Here is a 15767-nt window from a genome sequence, read left to right as displayed (position 1 = left end):
TAACTAAATCTCTGTATTCAAAACAATTGATAAAGGCATTTTAGACTCCTAAAGTAGCTCCGCCATCCACACACAAGTCAATCATTGTAATATGATTGGCCCGCTCAGAAGCTAAAAAGAGAACAGCATCTGCTATATCAGAAGGTATTGCTATTTTATTTAGAGGGATACCTATTTTAAATACTTCAGGAGAACCTTCAATAACAGCTCGTGCTCCATTCTCATCTTTCCACAGAGACCATTGCATTTCAGTATCTGTAGACCCAGGTGAAACGATATTGCAGCGAATATTATACTGAGCCAGCTCTAAGCCTAAACATTTAGTAAACATGGTGGCAGCAGCCTTGGAAGCCGCATAAGCTGCCATTGCTATTCGAGGAACTCTTGTGGCATTTGACCCAATAGTTACAATTGATCCATTCTTTCGAGGAATCATGTACTTACTCACAGAACGAGATACATTAAAGGCCCCTGTTGAGTTGACGGCAAAAGTCTTCTCCCAATCCTGATCACTAAGTGAACTAATTCGCTCCATACATAACACACCAGCAACATTGACTAAAATATCAATCGGACCAATATCATCTTCAATCAAATCTACAACTGTATTAACAGCTTTACTATTACTGATATCTACAGGAAACGCCGTTACATTGCATCCTTGCAGCTTCAATTCTTTTACAAGACTATCAAGTTTTGCTGCATTATGATCTAATATAGCAACAACTGCACCGGATGCAATTAATGCCCGAACGACAGACTCCCCAATGCCTTGGGCACCTCCTGTAACAAGCGCAATCTTCCCTTTCATTTTTAAATAGTTCATCTTATCATTTCCTTTCTTTAAACATTGATGGACAAACTAAGATCAGCATGATCCTCAAAAACATAATTGATTTACTGGTAATAGTAATTAAGATTATTTACTATTAAAATAAACATAGCTCTCATACAGTTACAGTAACAGCCCCCTTTACCTTCCATTATCAATCCATCCTGCAAATAATGATATTGATAATAATTATCAATATCATTATAATATCAATTCGTAAAATACCAGTAAATGGATATATTTCCAAATATTAATGTATTTTTTTCAATGCTGTTTTCTAAATAAAATTCTGTGGAGAATAGGGGCACGGTCTAGTTGACTGCATAAATTAGCGATTATACAGTCTCCATTAAAAAGCAAAATCGCAGGCAAAAAAGCCTGCGATTTATTTATCTATATTCAATTATTCGTGTTTGTATCTGTTGACAGTAATTTTTAAAATACTAAGACAAAAGAAGACTCTGTAAATATAAAAAAGGGTTTGCAGATGCAAACCCTTGAATTTACTGGTGACACACCGGGGAATCGAACCCCGAACCTACTGATTAAGAGTCAGTTGCTCTGCCAGTTGAGCTAGTGAGTCATATTAATTTCAGGAACATTTATATGATATACTATAATGTTCTAATTGTCAACTATTATTTAATCACCTATCACACTATAAAATCAAGTTGAATTCAAACTTCACCTGATTTTTTATATTATTGTAACATAAAGAAATATACAAAATATAAATTTTATTGCCAATGCCTGTAGAGATAGGAATTTTTTACAAAATGCAGAATATTGAAAATATTATCTCTTGTATGGGGGAGAAAACTATGACTAAGCTCAACGAAATAGTAATGAATCAGGAACATAAACTAAGAGAACAGCTGACAAAAGTTGAACAAAAATTATTATTATATGAAACAATTTTAAATAGTTTGGATGTAGGTATTCAGGTAATTGATAAGCATGAGACAACAATTGTATATAATACGATGATGGCAAAATTAGAAGGCGAGGACGTCAACAATATACTCGGCAAAAAATTGTTAAGCACAATGCCTTATCTGCAAGCAGAGAACAGTACACTCATTACCGCATTAAAATTGGGACGCCCTTTAAATGACCGGCGGCAAACGTATATTACTGCTCAAAATAAAAGAGTTATCACAGTAAATAGTACTACTCCGATATATTTTAACAATGAATTGTTTGGAGCTCTTGAAATCGCCAAAGATATTACCTTTATTCAGATGCTCGCCGAAAAGCTCATTGACTTACAGCAAAATCTATCTGTCCAGAAGAATGCGCTGAATATAACACACCCTTTTAGCACCCGCTATACCTTTTCTGACATCATTGGAAACTCTGATACATTAAGAACAGTGAAGTTACAAGCAAATCGCGCAGCGCGATCCTCATCAAATATATTATTGTATGGTGAAACAGGAACAGGAAAAGAACTCTTTGCACAAAGCATTCATAATGCCAGCCTCCGCAGACACAGTCCATTTGTTGCAATAAACTGCGCGGCTCTCCCGGAGCATCTGCTGGAAGGATTACTTTTCGGAACTGCTAAAGGAGGGTTCACCGGTGCCCTTGACCGACCAGGCTTTTTTGAACAAGCTCAAGGTGGAACTTTATTTCTCGATGAAATTAACTCCATGAACATTAATCTACAGGCAAAATTATTGCGAGTACTCCAAGAACACTCTATTCGCAGAGTGGGAGCAACAAATGAAATAGCTGTTGATATTCGAGTTATTTCCGCAATAAATGTGAACCCCTTTGATGCAATAGCCCAAAAACAATTACGGGAAGATCTATATTATCGTCTTGGTACTGTAGCCCTTCACATCCCTCCTCTGCGCGAACACAAGGAAGACATTCCAATTTACATTAATCATTTTATTGAAAAGTATAATCCGATTATGGGATTGGATGTAAAGAAAGTCTCAGCTACAGTATTAGATGCTTTTTATCAACATTCATGGTCAGGCAATATACGAGAACTTCAGCATGCAATTGAAGGAGCTATGAACCTTATATTGACAGAAAGCGAAATAGAAATGCACCACCTACCGGCATTATTCTTGTCTAGTCTACTAACGACATCAAAATCCTCACAGGCAGCCAATATAAATTGTACCGAACCCACAACGTTAATAGAACATCGGGACACCATCGAAAAAGAACTAATATGCGCCGCGTTCAAGAAGTCAAACGGCAATATTACATGGGCGGCAAAGTCCCTAGGACTTACTCGCCAGCTTTTACAATACAAACTAAAAAAATATAACCTAAAATAAATACTTTTCTTATCTGTTGATGCTCTGCATTAATATTTTTGTTCTTTACTAGCAAAAAGCTGGCCGCAGCAATAATATTTAATGTAAAAAGTCCATTCTTTTTTTGTTATATAAATTGCAAAATTATTGTAACAAAAGAGAACGGACTTTATTTACATATCAATTTGTTTTAATTATCAAATAAGCTTTTCCGCAATATTCCTAAAGCAGCCTGAGGATATTTCTGAGCTAACATTCCAGCGGATGCCATAATATAATCTCGGTCAAGGAGAGCTTGCCCCTGCCGTGGCAGCAGCAAATTACTACTAGGCGATGCGTTAAGATTTAACAAAATATCCAGCCCTACCGGCAAACGAGTCAATGCCCCACCCGTGCCAATGATCCATTTGATTCCAGTTAAATCTTTACCTCTAGCAATTGTTAACCTTCCGGTTGGACCATAAATATGCTCAATATTACCAACATGCCGATTTACGGCTGTCTGTACAGCCATATCCGTCAAATAGACTGCAAATCTTTTTTCTTTATCAGTAGCCGGCAATGGTGTACGTAAAGCAGTCAATTCTTGAGATGTGCAATCTAGCTCTTTACAAAGCTTATTAACGTCAGAAAGTGCCAGTACATTATCAGCATTTACGTAGACTCCCAGATCGCCTTCTACCGTGCGTTTGGCAAATGGCTCCGGACCAACCTGCATGGCTGTGATTTCCGGATTCCCTTCTGCTACAGAATGAACATCAGTCGTTGCTCCACCCACATCTAAGACCATTAAATCCCCGATACTTTCGCGCAGCAATTGAGCAGCCTTCATCACAGCTCCTGGTGTTGGAATGATGCTCCCATTCACCAATTGCCTAATTTTTTGCATACCGGGTGCTTCGACGATGTGTTTTTCAAACACATCGTGAATTTCCCGTCGGGTTGGTTCAATATTCAACTGATCAATCCGAGGATAAACATTCTCGACTATCGTCACTGATATACCGCCTGTAGCCAATATCTGCCGCACTTCATCGCTAACTGCCCTATTACCAGCATAGATAATCGGTATTGGACAAGTCAGATGACTCAAACGCCTGGCATTCGCAATGACTGTCGCTTTTTCACCATAATCGACTCCACCAGCCAATAGGATAATATTCGGTTTAGTACGTTCAATGTTGTCGAAATCAGCATCACTCAGTACGCCAGCTGTAACCCAATAAATGTTTGCACCAGCTCCCAGAGCCGCTTCCTGCGCCGCTTTCACTGTCATATCATAAACTAGACCATGCACCGTCATTCTAAGCCCACCGGCAGCACTACTGGAGGCCACCATCTCCTGCCAAGCAAGCTCCATCCCAAGCCTTTTTTCCAAACAAGCAATTGCCTGATATAACCCAATCGTAACATCACCCGTCAATGCAGTCGTAGCTGCCTGACCCTGCCCAACAAAAATCGGCGCATCTGTATCAATACTATGAAAGGCATTTACAACAGTTGTTGTGCTGCCTATTTCGGCAATCAACATATCAACAGTTTTCATCCAATTCACCCTTTCTTGTTTGCCCGATGTTGATCGACTAAAAAGCTAGCTACATGAACGCCTTTTGTACCACGGCCAAAACCAGCATCCATACCTTCTTCTTTGGCAATTTCATTTGTAATTTGGGTTCCACCACAAACAATAATCAGATCTTGGCGAATGCCTTTTTCCTGGCAATATTGATGTAGTCGTCGCATGTTGATGCGATGAATATCCGAATGGGAAATAATTGCACTCGCCAAAATAGCATCTGCGCCAATTTCCACCGCCGCATCTGCCAATTTTTCTACCGATACGGATGTCCCTAAATAATTACATTCAATTCCAAACTTCTCAATCCCACCATGCTTAATATCAAGTATTTCCTTCAGACCTACAGAATGTTCATCTTCCCCTACTGTGGCTGCCACGATTTTCAACTTATTCTCACTAACATAATTTCTTATATCCTCTTCACTTAGAGGTTCAACCAATGGCGGAATCACTAATTGAGTCGGATCGATACCAAATGGTACCTTACCTTTTATTTCAATTAATGCTCCCTCAGAGGGATGCATGGCTTGTTTATGAATAACTTCAACATCCTCTAAGCCTAATCGTTGGGCAATATCCTTTGCAGCAAATTCTGCCACACGTTCCGCCGCAGGCAAGAACATGGTCATACAAACGATGCCGTCCCCATGCCACTGTACTTCTGGGCGTAATAATCCTTCTTTACGTTCTGGCTCATTCTGGACCAACCGCTTATATACATTATCCTCTGGATCCAGTTCATCAATCCACTGAATTTTTTCCGGATGACATAAGGTACAACCGTCAATCAAATCACATAGTTCGGTAACATTACAATCTGCTGGCAGCGTATTATAACCAAAGTGATCACAGACTGGCGCCATATAGTCTTTATCTCGGGGAACTATGGTGCCTGCTCCAACGCCGCCATTCATTTGCCTTGCGATACCATCGCCACTTCGTTCTGGATAAAAACCTGAATCCACGAAGAATCCTTTGCTTACTGCTGTAAAATAACCGCCGGATGCCATAATTTCTTCCATGAATAAACAAGCCCGTTCTTTTAATTCTCGAACTTTTTCACCCAGAGGTCCGTCAAAGTTTAGAGTAACATAATCCATAATACCATCTAGACCAAGCAGTGCTTGTTTCGCAGTATTTACTCCATGGATATTATTATAATGCCAAGGAACATTACGCCCCTCATCTGGTGTAATTGTACTTTGAATATCGGCACTAGTTAATCTTGACAGCAATGTATTCAGCACATGTGTAGTTGTAACTTCCCGTGTGCAGGATTCCATATACTTAGTATTCATTTGTGCACGAAATCTATAACCTTTAAATAATTGGCGCAATGCTACAGAGTAGGGTAAATCCAAGCTAATACACGGAGCTGGCGGTGCAGTTGGCGGCACGGTAGACAAGCAAATCTTATCCTTGGGCATCCCTACCATTACAGAATATTGACAATTGATAGCATGCTGCACCATTAATTCCGGCATTACTTTCCACGCTTCACGTGCAGTAGCATTCGCATTGTGCGCGCCATCAATTTGAGCCATCCCACTTGTTGCCATCATTTTCTTGGCAACAGCAGCATCAACAAAGGAGCGGTACATATTGATATTGCGGTACAATACATTATATTGCGGGTCTTGGTGCGCTCCATTCACACCTTCTTCGGAAAACAGAACGGCAACTTCTGGTCCTGCTACACCACTTACATATGAGTGGAAATTAATCGGACGACCGACTTCTTCTTCAATATAGTCTAATGCTTTTCGGGTAGCGCGAAGCTGTTTGCGCGTAATCGGCACACCACCCACACCTTCAGGAGTACCTTCAATTAAGCCATCAAAATGGCTTTGTCCTGCAGTACGAATAACCATAAGATGATCTGCACCGTGCCAAGCTGCCATACGCATACGGCGGATATCATCCTCAAATCTTCCTGAGGCTATTTCAGTAGTGATAACACAATCAGGTTGAGGATCAATATTATTGAAATATTTGGATGCAGGTAATCCTCCCGAAGCTTGGAGAGATTCCGCTGCCTGCTTATAGGTAAAAGGTCCGATTTTCCCAGTTACATGAGGTTTGCGCCATGACCAACCTTTACGCTTGGGACGATATATCTGTAAATCGGTTAATATTGCTTCCAACGAAATCTTATCTTCATGCTTCAATATCATTTTGCTCCCCCTTTGCCCAAAACTTCACTAATTTCTCCCAACCTTGACCTTTACCTAACTGCAAGCCAGCTTCACGGTAGTCTATTTGATCTAATGCAGCTAACCGCCATACTGCATGTCCCGCCCCCTTGCCCAAAAGTCCTTGTTCCTCACAATGCTGGACAATTTCTTTGGCTTCTATACTAGAAAATCCCATGCGTAACAATACCGAACGCTCCACTGACGGCGAAGTATGAGTATGTGCCAGTTCAACCAACGGCTCAACTAGTTGTTTGGCCAATCCCCAAAATCGTTCCTTTAATTCTTCCTCTGTCAAAGGTGCCAAATGAGCTCTTCGCTGTAAATAATCATCATCTCTGTGCATATAAATCCCAGAAATATCTGGGTTCACCCCCCTGAGCAAAATTGTGACTAACGAATTGATTTTCTAACTTCACCGACCGGCTTGTATCTCACTAACTTTTCTCTCAACGCTCGCTGCTTCGAGCCTAGTTTCAGCTGCCAGAAATTCAATATCCTGTGGACGCAATACTCTAATATCGATACTTCCAAGTGCATTACGAAGATACGATTGACGTACGCTGTCCAATTTTATGTCTTTGATATTGATTTGCCCAGGACACTCCGGAATAATGATTGCTTTTCCTGGTACATTCTCCAGCGGATTACCACGACGCACTTCAATTCCATTCTTTTTCGCGAAGGTAAGCTGTGGAGATGGATGCTTCCCTGCGCCCGTATATTCTGTTTCTTGTACAACAATAACCTCATCACGTCCCATGTGCTGAGCCAGCGCAAAAGCAGCGGTCAGTGATGTATTACCAGCTGGTCCACGCTCCAAACCTTCTAACACAGCTAACATTTCAGTTACATAAAAGACTTCTCCTTGCGTGATCGTTACATAGCGATCCATATAGCGCAATGGCCGTGCTGCATTCCGCGGTACATCCGCACGATCAGGAGAAGTCGCAAACGGCATACCAAAGCCAGTATGTCCTGTAGTAAAAGATTTTCGGTTAAAATCAATATCACTGGCCATATGAAGACCTTTCAAATCAACGCTAGCGGCAATAATTTGGGTATTATCACATCCAGCCCGCTGCAAGCCTCGTGCTGTACCAGTTACATTCCCGCCGCCAGCATGAGTTACAACAACAGCATCTGGCTTGCGGCCTGTCGCCGCTAACACTTGCTCTGCTATTTCTGTTCCTAATGTTTCAATTCCACAAATACTAAATGGAGTATATAGCGAGGCGTTGAAATATCCTGTTTGTTCCAGAACAAGAAGAAATTGATAGAAAAGTTCCGGACCAACAGTTAGTTGAATGACCTCAGCACCATATGCTTCACAGGCTCGCGTTTTCTCCAGTATTTCTGGCTGACCAATGCCACGGCTGTCATAAACTTCTTGAACAATAATACTTTTTAAACCGCGCATTGCAGCTTGGGAAGCAATTGCCGCACCAAAATTCCCACTAGTTGCCGCAACAACGCCTTTGTATCCATGCTGCTTAGCATGATAAACAGATACTGAAGCCCGCCGTGCTTTAAAGCTGCCGGATGGATTGCAAGCTTCATCTTTGATAAAAATCCTAGCACCCTTTCCTGGGCCAGCTAGCTGTCTAGCCAAAGCAGTAATATTCTTCAGTTCTAGTAATGGCGTATTACCAACTCCGGTTTCCTTCTGAATTTGATGAATTTTGTCTAAGCTATAAGCCACCTGGCTCATCATGCGCTCATAATCAAAACCAATCCCACCACTTTCAAAGGCAGCATAATCAATATTCGTTGCTTTTCTGATTATTTCCGGCTTCCGAGCGATTACCGCTTGATAGCTAGTATTACTCATCTATATTCCCCTCCAAAATCGCCTTTAATTCAGCACCAATTGTCAACAATTCAGGTTGAGGAAAACCATAGTTAACCTCATAATGAGGATTTTTAGCGATTAACCGTCCCCGTAATAAGCGACCAGCCAGTGAACAAATAGTTACATCCGTACCCACTTGCGCTTGCTCTTCCTCTAAAAAGCCTTTCACCCACATCTCCAAAGGAACACTCGCAGTTTCTGCTGGAACTTGTGGTGCACGTTTTCCAGCCGGTAAAATGATTTGATAGATCTGCACCCAATCACCTTTCTGTGCTTGCGACATGGTATCTCCACCTTTTTGTGAATATTCAGAAATTATGCATGTTTATCTGTACGTTCCATTTTTTCCATCTGAATCACTCTCCTACGCGGTGAAACAACCTTGTAATAATAGATCATAACAACGACAATAAACGGTACACTAGCATAAATGGCTATACGCTGATTATCATCAAACCATAATCCGATTACAATAAGGGCATTGAGGAAAAAACCTAAAGCTGGAACTAGAGGGAACAAAGGAACTTTATACTTCAAGCTCTCTGCATTTCCTCCATTATCAACAAGCTGCTTGCGGAAGCAATATTGGGAAGCACAAATCCCCATCCATCCTAGCACACCTGCTAACCCGCAAATCGAAATCAACCAAAGGTATACTGTATCTGCGGCAATTACACTGCATAACAAGGATATACCCGAAACAGCCATGGTCAAAATCAATGCATTCATAGGGACCTGATGACTGTTTAATTTACTTAAAGCAGACGGCGCCATACCATCCTTAGACATTGCCCACAAAATACGAGTGGCACTATAGGCCCATGAATTCCCACAAGAAAGTGCCGAGGTAATAACCACTAATGTCATAATCGTGTATGCACCAGGAATGCCTGCATATTGAAAAACTTCAGCAAAAATGCTTTCTTTTACTCCAGCTTCTCTCCATGGAACGATAGCTGCAACAACAATCATCGATAAAACATAAAATAATAAAGTTCTAAATGCAGTAGCATTTACTGCTTTGGGAATCGTTTCTTCTGGATTTTGGCTTTCGCCAGCAGCAATCCCAATAATTTCTGTTCCATTAAAAGCAAACGCAACCGTAAGCATAGCTATTAAAATTGCACCTACGCCATTAGGAAACATTCCATCTGTAAAATAATTATTAAAGCCAATTGGTTCATGCCCCCCAAGATAACCCATCATTGACAAGCCACCTACTATAATGCAAGCAACGATAGCTGCTACCTTTATACCAGCAAACCAAAATTCTGATTCACCAAAAACACCTACCCGCAAAGAATTCAAAGCAAATAATACACCACCAAATATGAGTACCCAAATCCATTCTGAAACTCCTGTCAAATTATTTAGCAGCATGCCTGCTGCCACGAGATCAATTCCAATTGTTGTTGCCCCGTTTAACCAAAATAGCCAGCCTAATAAGTAGCCAATGGAAGGCGAAATAAACATGCTCGCATAAGTTTGAAATGCACCGGATACAGGCATTGCCACAGAGAGTTCTCCCAAACACATCATAACCATATACATGATGAATCCACCTATTATATAGGCTATTACACTACCAATGGGTCCAGCTTGATTTATGGTGGATCCAGAAGCTAAAAATAATCCGGTTCCAATAACGCCCCCTAGCGTAATCATAAATAAGTGTCGACTTTTCATCCCCCGATCCAAACCTGATTGCTGCGCTATAGCCTGCTCAATTTTCCCATTAAAATTTTCATTCATTATTAGTCCCCCTTGTTTATTTTCCAGTGATTACACTCTGCCTACTATCCTCCTTCATTTGTACATTTTTCCCTTTGCACTCTTACTTAAAAGCAACAATCCTAATTCATCAGGAAACCCAAAAAGGCAGTTCTGAATCATATTCTCAGTTAGGGGTATTGTCTATTATGGGGGGATGTAAATTACATCCCTATTATTCTACCTTTTCACCAATTTACGTACATCACCCATTAAAGCGGTAATTACAGGCAATTCCGGCATAGTTAACAAGCCCGTCTTAGCATTAATTACTTGTGGAATCATATTCACAGCGGTAGCCATTGTGCCAATTCCACCAGGGATTTCCTGTTCATCAGCAAATTTGATTGTCGGTGTACCTTCGATTGTAATATAGTCCCCGGTTTTTATCCCTTCTAACTCCGGATGAATTTGTTGTGGATGCTCTAGCGTAATAATTTCTTGATCATTATAAAAGCCGCGTGCAACATGGCGGCAACCAGCAACCATGCCAGGCTGGACCTGAACATGAGGTGTTTCACGATAAACCTTAGTAATAATAGGTTCACGGCTTTCTACTACTTTATCCAGCTCCCAGCCAAGAGATTTTGCGATTAAATAAATGGACTGCTGAAAACCAATATGTCCTACAATGGTGCCATTCTCTACACCTTTATGAAACTCTTCCACCGTGGTTCCAACCCCTTGCGTCTTCATTACTGTCGGTCCAAATGGCGAGAGGTCATTTATTCTAGCTGCCCAAATTTTACTGATAACCTGGCAGGCACCTGTTAACGTTAAAATCAATGTATCTAGTACAAATCCTGGATTCACGCCAGTACCCAAAATAGTCACATTATGCTTTTTGGCAAGTGCGTCCATCTCGTTTGCCAAGTCAGGAGTTTCCACTTGCGGAGCTGACATCTCTTCGGCAATCGTAATAACGTTTTTACCAGATTCTACAATCAGCTTAATCTCAGGAAATACATCTTTTGTAAAGGACTGGGTAGAATGCAATACCACATCCGCCTTCGTACTATGTAATATTTCTGCAGGATTTTTTGATATAGTTATTCCTAATTTTTTATTAAGTCCTAAAACCTCTCCTAAATCTTTTCCAATTTTCTGCGGATTTTGTCCAATGGCACCTACAATTTCAATTCCTTTCTTATTCTCTACAATATCTTTTGCCATGCCACTTCCCATCGCACCTAATCCCCATAAAATTACTTTTACTGTTTCCATATCAGTAAACCTCCTTCAATTGTTGCAAGCACATATATCAACTTGCTTATTACTTGCATATTGCAACAATCATGCCAATTTAAACTAATACTATAAATAAGTGCTCTTGCCACACCTATTTTCTCAATAATCAGATATTTTTATTGATCTTAGGATGTATAAATCTCATGAATAAAAACATCTTGTTTAATCATTGCTGCAAAAAAATTTGCACCTTCTATAAATATAAATTCCCATATTCGATAAATTATAGGCAAATACCTTGCTATATGCATAAGCAAATTTATTTGCGGCATTTTAGCGTACCAGTTTTGCCCACAGTAAAACAGAGAAATTTTTTTGCAAATTCTTCAACTCTTCCAGCAGCATGCATCTCAAAAATTTCGCGTTTTATAAACACGAGATACATAGGGCGAAACCATAGCATGAGCTAAAGCTCCATACTGCAAATAAAAACAAACTTCACTACCAACAGCAATATCTTCTGCAGCATCACTGACATCAAGAATCAAATGATCACTGCTGCCGCCTAGAATATCAATTCCTGGTACTATTGGCGTTAAATGATCGATTTCCACATCTTGTCGGCCTATGGCTGCAATCGCTCGTTTGCGGATACCTCGGTCAATAAAAACCGGTATATTCCCAAAAGCATCTTGGGCTATTTCTCCTGACGGCACGGAAGGTTTCTCCTGTACCTCGACAATCTCAGTATGCAGAATTAAGGGATTCTGGTAAGCCCCCGGAATAGGATTCCGTTTTAGGGTCTCTCGTCCAAGCAAAATACCTTCGCCAATTCGCAATTGAGTAATTCCTGCTGGTATGCCACTAGTCATTAGCAAGTCAATGGCAGCAGAATTACCACCAGAAATAATGGGTAATGCCAAAGCAAATACATCTCGAACTTGCTGAGTTAACGCAACAAGTCTCTTAAGAATCCCCGATGTAGGAATTTTTCCTGAATAACAAGCAAAATTTGCGCCAAGTCCTTGCAAACGTACTCCTGATAACAAAAGAATCTGCTGAACTAAAGGCAAAATCTTTTGCGGCATAATTCCTTCTCTTAAATCTCCCATGTCCACCATTAGGATTACGTCATGAATCACTCCAACCTTGATAGCAGCCTGACTTAGCTGACGAATTGTTGAAAGCTCAGAAACTAAACTACAGTTAGCAATTTGCACTACTTCATCCACTTCACTCGGCATTGGAATCCTTAGCAGTAGTAATGGAACATCAATGCCAGCCATTCGAAGTCTTCGAAGATTTTGGACTCGTGAATCTCCTAGCATCGGCACTCCACCAGCTAACATCGCTTTAGCTACATCAATATCAGCACATACAGCCTTAGCCACACCAACAATCTGTATATTATGAGCATTACACATATTAACGAGCAAATGAGCATTAGCAGTAATTTTCTCAAGATCAATTTCAATGAAAGGATATCCCATAGTACCTACCTCCACCTCTTTATAGATTGCAATATTCTAGCAACACCAATATAGTAAGCCTTGCATTGTCTATATTTAATAGTTTGCCAAACTGGCCGTCTATTGCCCTCCTTACCTTCTTGTAATGCAATAATGATGCCAATGCAAGTAACCTTCAAATTTCTGCATTGACCTTATCAGCCTCATGATTTCAAGATATTACTGCAAAAAAATCAATCTTAAGGTTTGGCTAAAATAAAAGAAACCGCAATGTTACTCTTTACAACCAGAACTCAGTTACATAATTTGTGCTTTGTGTTAATGAATGTCCTAATAGCACTTCTAGCGCTTTAATATCCCAATTATCGATTGATTTGACATTCTTTCATATACAATGTTATGATGGTTTCGAATTAGAGTATCTTCAACCGTAAAATTAAATACTATAGAAATAGGTGCCCGCAAGGGCTTAATAGGGAAGATCGGTGTGATACCGACGCGGTCCCGCCACTGTAATGGGGAGCAACCTCAATGAAATACCACTGAGACTAAGTTCTTGGGAAGGTTTGAGTAAGCAATGAACCAAAGCCAGGAGAACTGCCTATTTGACAGTCACCATTTGACCCACGAGCGATGGGGAGGGGATTAAGTACACATGTGCCAAACTGTACTTTTATCTCGGCGTTTTTTGCGCCGGGATTTATATTGTTATGCATGTTACTTTATAAAAAGATGCCTCCCAGTTTTATAGCTGGGAGGTATCTTTTGTAAAGCAACATGCATGCCAAAGCCGGTGCTCAATTATAACCCTCTTGGTTTGGCAGAAACCTACACTTTGATATGGAGGTAAAATAATGATAAAATCGGAAGAAAATATAATGGAACGAGAGCGCAAACTAAAGGAACAATTGGCAATCGCTGAGCAAAAGTTAATTTTATATGAAACTTTCTTATATAACTTAGATATAGGTATGCAAGTAATTGATAAACTTGAGGCAGCTATTTTGTTTCATACGATGATGACTCAATTGGAAATTGAAAATGTCAACACTATTTTAGATAAAAAGCAATTAAATACTATGCATTCTAACACGGTATTGCTTAAAGCTTTAGAAATTGCTAAAAAGATTACTGACTTTCAGCAAAACCCTTCTGCCCAAAAGTCTTTTCTAAAAAAGACACGACCTTTTAGCACCCGATATACTTTTTCTGATATCATTGGAAAATCTGATGCATTAAAAACTGTGAAGCTGCAAGCACATCGAGCGGCACGAACCTCATCAAATATACTACTATATGGTGAAACAGGAACAGGAAAAGAATTGTTTGCACAAAGCATTCATAATGCAAGTCTTTGTAAGCAAGGTCCATTTGTTGCAATAAGCTGTGCGGCTCTGCCAGAACATCTGCTAGAAGAATTGCTTTTTGGAACTGTTAAAGGAGGGTTCACCGATGCGCTCGACCGACCGGGTTTTTTTGAACAAGCGCACGGAGGCACCTTGCTCCTCGATGAAATTAACTCGATAAACATGAATCTACAGGCAAAATTATTACGAGTTCTCCAAGGAAATTCCATTCGCAGAGTAGGAGCAACGAATGAAACGGCAATTAATGTCCGAATTATTTCCACAATAACTGTGAATCCTTTTGATGCTATAGTACAGAAACAATTAAGAGAAGATCTATATTACACCCTAGGCACTGTAAGTCTTCGTATACCGCCTCTGCGCGAGCACAAAGAAGACATTCCAGATTATATTGATCGCTTTATTAAAAAATATAATTTGAGCATGAGATTAGATATAAAAAGAGTTTCAGCAGCAATATTAGATGCTTTTCAGCAATATTCCTGGCCTGGAAATATTCGAGAACTTCAGCATGCAATTGAAGGAGCTATGAATTTTGTAACCTCGGAACAAGAAATACAAATGCACCACCTATCATCACTATTTCAATCTAATCTTCTAGCACTATCACAATCTACGCAAACGGTCAGTATGAGTTGTACTGGACCAGCAAAATTTATAGAACAGCGGGATACAATAGAAAAAGAGTTAATTTGCTCTGCCTTCAATCAATTAAATGGCAATGTTACACAGACTGCAAAGCACTTAGGGCTTACTCGCCAACTTTTACAATACAAGCTAAAAAAGTATAACCTAAAATAAAAGTCTTTCAGCATGTTCATCTCACATCATTTTGCCTTTTTGCAAGACGATTGGCCGCAATAGCAATAGACTATATAAGAAAAAGCCTCCGCAGGTATAGACCGCATCCCAAGAAATAGACATTGAGAGAAAACGCCCCCTGTTGTAGGATAGAAACTACGACAGGGGGCGATTGCATGAAAAGGGAATATACGCACATCAAAATAATGGAACCAGAGATAATCGCCATGCGTGAGCAAGGCAAAACACGCCAGGAAATAGCAGATGCACTGGGGCTCACAAAGGTACAAATCAAAAATTGGGTTCGGCGTTATAACAGGAAACCGGAAGTTTGCATACCTAAAAAGCGGGGAAGACCGCGCACGTCACCATTCACAAAACAGCGTGAAATGGAGCTGCGCATTAAAGCATTGGAACGGGAAGTGGATTTGTATCGGTCTT

Annotated in this window: 12 protein-coding genes, 1 tRNA gene and 1 riboswitch; of the genes, 3 read left to right on the top strand and 10 right to left on the bottom strand. The window is 40.2% G+C overall.

All coding sequences use genetic code 11. The features are described 5' to 3' along the window. Positions 1-40: 40 nt before the first annotated feature. Entirely contained in the window at positions 41-811 is a 771-nt protein-coding gene (locus BMZ99_RS08625; protein ID WP_245754882.1) for a 2,3-dihydro-2,3-dihydroxybenzoate dehydrogenase, read from the bottom strand. A gap of 528 nt (positions 812-1339) precedes the next feature. Beyond that, positions 1340-1415, bottom strand: a tRNA-Lys gene (locus BMZ99_RS08620). 238 nt (positions 1416-1653) lie between these two features. Here BMZ99_RS08620 and BMZ99_RS08615 point away from each other — a divergent pair. After that, positions 1654-3129 (top strand): sigma-54 interaction domain-containing protein, encoded by a 1476-nt coding sequence (locus BMZ99_RS08615; RefSeq protein WP_090935380.1) that lies wholly within the window; start codon positions 1654-1656, stop codon positions 3127-3129. Between the two features lie 169 nt (positions 3130-3298). On the opposite strand, the gene BMZ99_RS08610 is transcribed toward BMZ99_RS08615, so the two are convergent. The 8 genes from BMZ99_RS08610 to BMZ99_RS08575 all read right to left on the bottom strand — a co-directional run bounded on the left by BMZ99_RS08610 (position 3299) and on the right by BMZ99_RS08575 (position 13179). Beyond that, positions 3299-4654, bottom strand: a complete 1356-nt coding sequence (locus tag BMZ99_RS08610) for a GlmL-related ornithine degradation protein (RefSeq protein WP_090935377.1) — start codon at positions 4652-4654, stop codon at positions 3299-3301. A 5-nt stretch (positions 4655-4659) separates the two neighbouring features. Continuing rightward, positions 4660-6861 (bottom strand): D-ornithine 4,5-aminomutase subunit OraE, encoded by a 2202-nt coding sequence (oraE, locus tag BMZ99_RS08605; RefSeq protein ID WP_090935374.1) that lies wholly within the window; start codon positions 6859-6861, stop codon positions 4660-4662. Next, the gene (locus BMZ99_RS08600) at positions 6845-7225 is read right to left on the bottom strand and encodes an ornithine aminomutase subunit alpha (RefSeq protein ID WP_090935653.1); all 381 of its coding nucleotides are present in this window, start codon (positions 7223-7225) and stop codon (positions 6845-6847) included. The genes oraE and BMZ99_RS08600 overlap by 17 nt, the downstream gene beginning before the upstream one ends. 69 nt (positions 7226-7294) lie before the next feature. Next, positions 7295-8710, bottom strand: coding sequence for a 2-amino-4-oxopentanoate thiolase subunit OrtB (gene ortB, locus BMZ99_RS08595; RefSeq protein ID WP_090935371.1), 1416 nt, complete (start codon positions 8708-8710; stop codon positions 7295-7297). Continuing rightward, entirely contained in the window at positions 8703-9014 is a 312-nt protein-coding gene (ortA, locus tag BMZ99_RS08590; protein ID WP_090935368.1) for a 2-amino-4-oxopentanoate thiolase subunit OrtA, read from the bottom strand. Before ortA ends, ortB begins: the two co-directional genes overlap by 8 nt. Positions 9015-9046: 32 nt before the next feature. After that, complete coding sequence (locus tag BMZ99_RS08585; protein WP_090935365.1) at positions 9047-10483, bottom strand: amino acid permease; 1437 nt, start codon at positions 10481-10483, stop codon at positions 9047-9049. Positions 10484-10681: 198 nt separating this feature from the next. Beyond that, complete coding sequence (ord, locus tag BMZ99_RS08580) at positions 10682-11725, bottom strand: 2,4-diaminopentanoate dehydrogenase (RefSeq protein WP_090935362.1); 1044 nt, start codon at positions 11723-11725, stop codon at positions 10682-10684. A 374-nt stretch (positions 11726-12099) separates the two neighbouring features. Continuing rightward, positions 12100-13179 (bottom strand): alanine/ornithine racemase family PLP-dependent enzyme, encoded by a 1080-nt coding sequence (locus tag BMZ99_RS08575; protein WP_090935359.1) that lies wholly within the window; start codon positions 13177-13179, stop codon positions 12100-12102. Positions 13180-13594: 415 nt separating this feature from the next. Next, positions 13595-13777: riboswitch (cobalamin riboswitch) on the top strand. 235 nt (positions 13778-14012) lie between these two features. Between BMZ99_RS08575 and BMZ99_RS08570 the strand changes: the two genes are divergently transcribed. Beyond that, on the top strand, positions 14013-15326 hold the full coding sequence (locus tag BMZ99_RS08570; RefSeq protein WP_090935356.1) for a sigma-54 interaction domain-containing protein: 1314 nt from the start codon (positions 14013-14015) through the stop codon (positions 15324-15326). 176 nt (positions 15327-15502) lie between these two features. Next, positions 15503-15767 (top strand): helix-turn-helix domain-containing protein (locus BMZ99_RS08565; RefSeq protein ID WP_090935352.1); only part of this gene is annotated, 265 nt, incomplete at its 3' end.

The sequence above is a fragment of the Pelosinus propionicus DSM 13327 genome (assembly GCF_900114615.1).
Taxonomy (GTDB): Bacteria; Bacillota; Negativicutes; order DSM-13327; family DSM-13327; genus Pelosinus; species Pelosinus propionicus.
The sequence above is the reverse complement of the archived record's forward strand: the minus strand, read 5'-3'. Positions and strand labels throughout refer to the sequence as shown.

Bases quoted from the DNA above. Each gene is read 5' to 3' on its own strand.
- BMZ99_RS08625 (WP_245754882.1), bottom strand. From the start codon at position 811: ATGAAAGGGAAGATTGCGCTTGTTACAGGAGGTGCCCAAGGCATTGGG.
- BMZ99_RS08615 (WP_090935380.1), top strand. From the start codon at position 1,654: ATGACTAAGCTCAACGAAATAGTAATGAATCAGGAACATAAACTAAGA.
- BMZ99_RS08610 (WP_090935377.1), bottom strand. From the start codon at position 4,654: ATGAAAACTGTTGATATGTTGATTGCCGAAATAGGCAGCACAACAACT.
- oraE (WP_090935374.1), bottom strand. From the start codon at position 6,861: ATGATATTGAAGCATGAAGATAAGATTTCGTTGGAAGCAATATTAACC.
- BMZ99_RS08600 (WP_090935653.1), bottom strand. From the start codon at position 7,225: ATGCACAGAGATGATGATTATTTACAGCGAAGAGCTCATTTGGCACCT.
- ortB (WP_090935371.1), bottom strand. From the start codon at position 8,710: ATGAGTAATACTAGCTATCAAGCGGTAATCGCTCGGAAGCCGGAAATA.
- ortA (WP_090935368.1), bottom strand. From the start codon at position 9,014: ATGTCGCAAGCACAGAAAGGTGATTGGGTGCAGATCTATCAAATCATT.
- BMZ99_RS08585 (WP_090935365.1), bottom strand. From the start codon at position 10,483: ATGAATGAAAATTTTAATGGGAAAATTGAGCAGGCTATAGCGCAGCAA.
- ord (WP_090935362.1), bottom strand. From the start codon at position 11,725: ATGGAAACAGTAAAAGTAATTTTATGGGGATTAGGTGCGATGGGAAGT.
- BMZ99_RS08575 (WP_090935359.1), bottom strand. From the start codon at position 13,179: ATGGGATATCCTTTCATTGAAATTGATCTTGAGAAAATTACTGCTAAT.
- BMZ99_RS08570 (WP_090935356.1), top strand. From the start codon at position 14,013: ATGATAAAATCGGAAGAAAATATAATGGAACGAGAGCGCAAACTAAAG.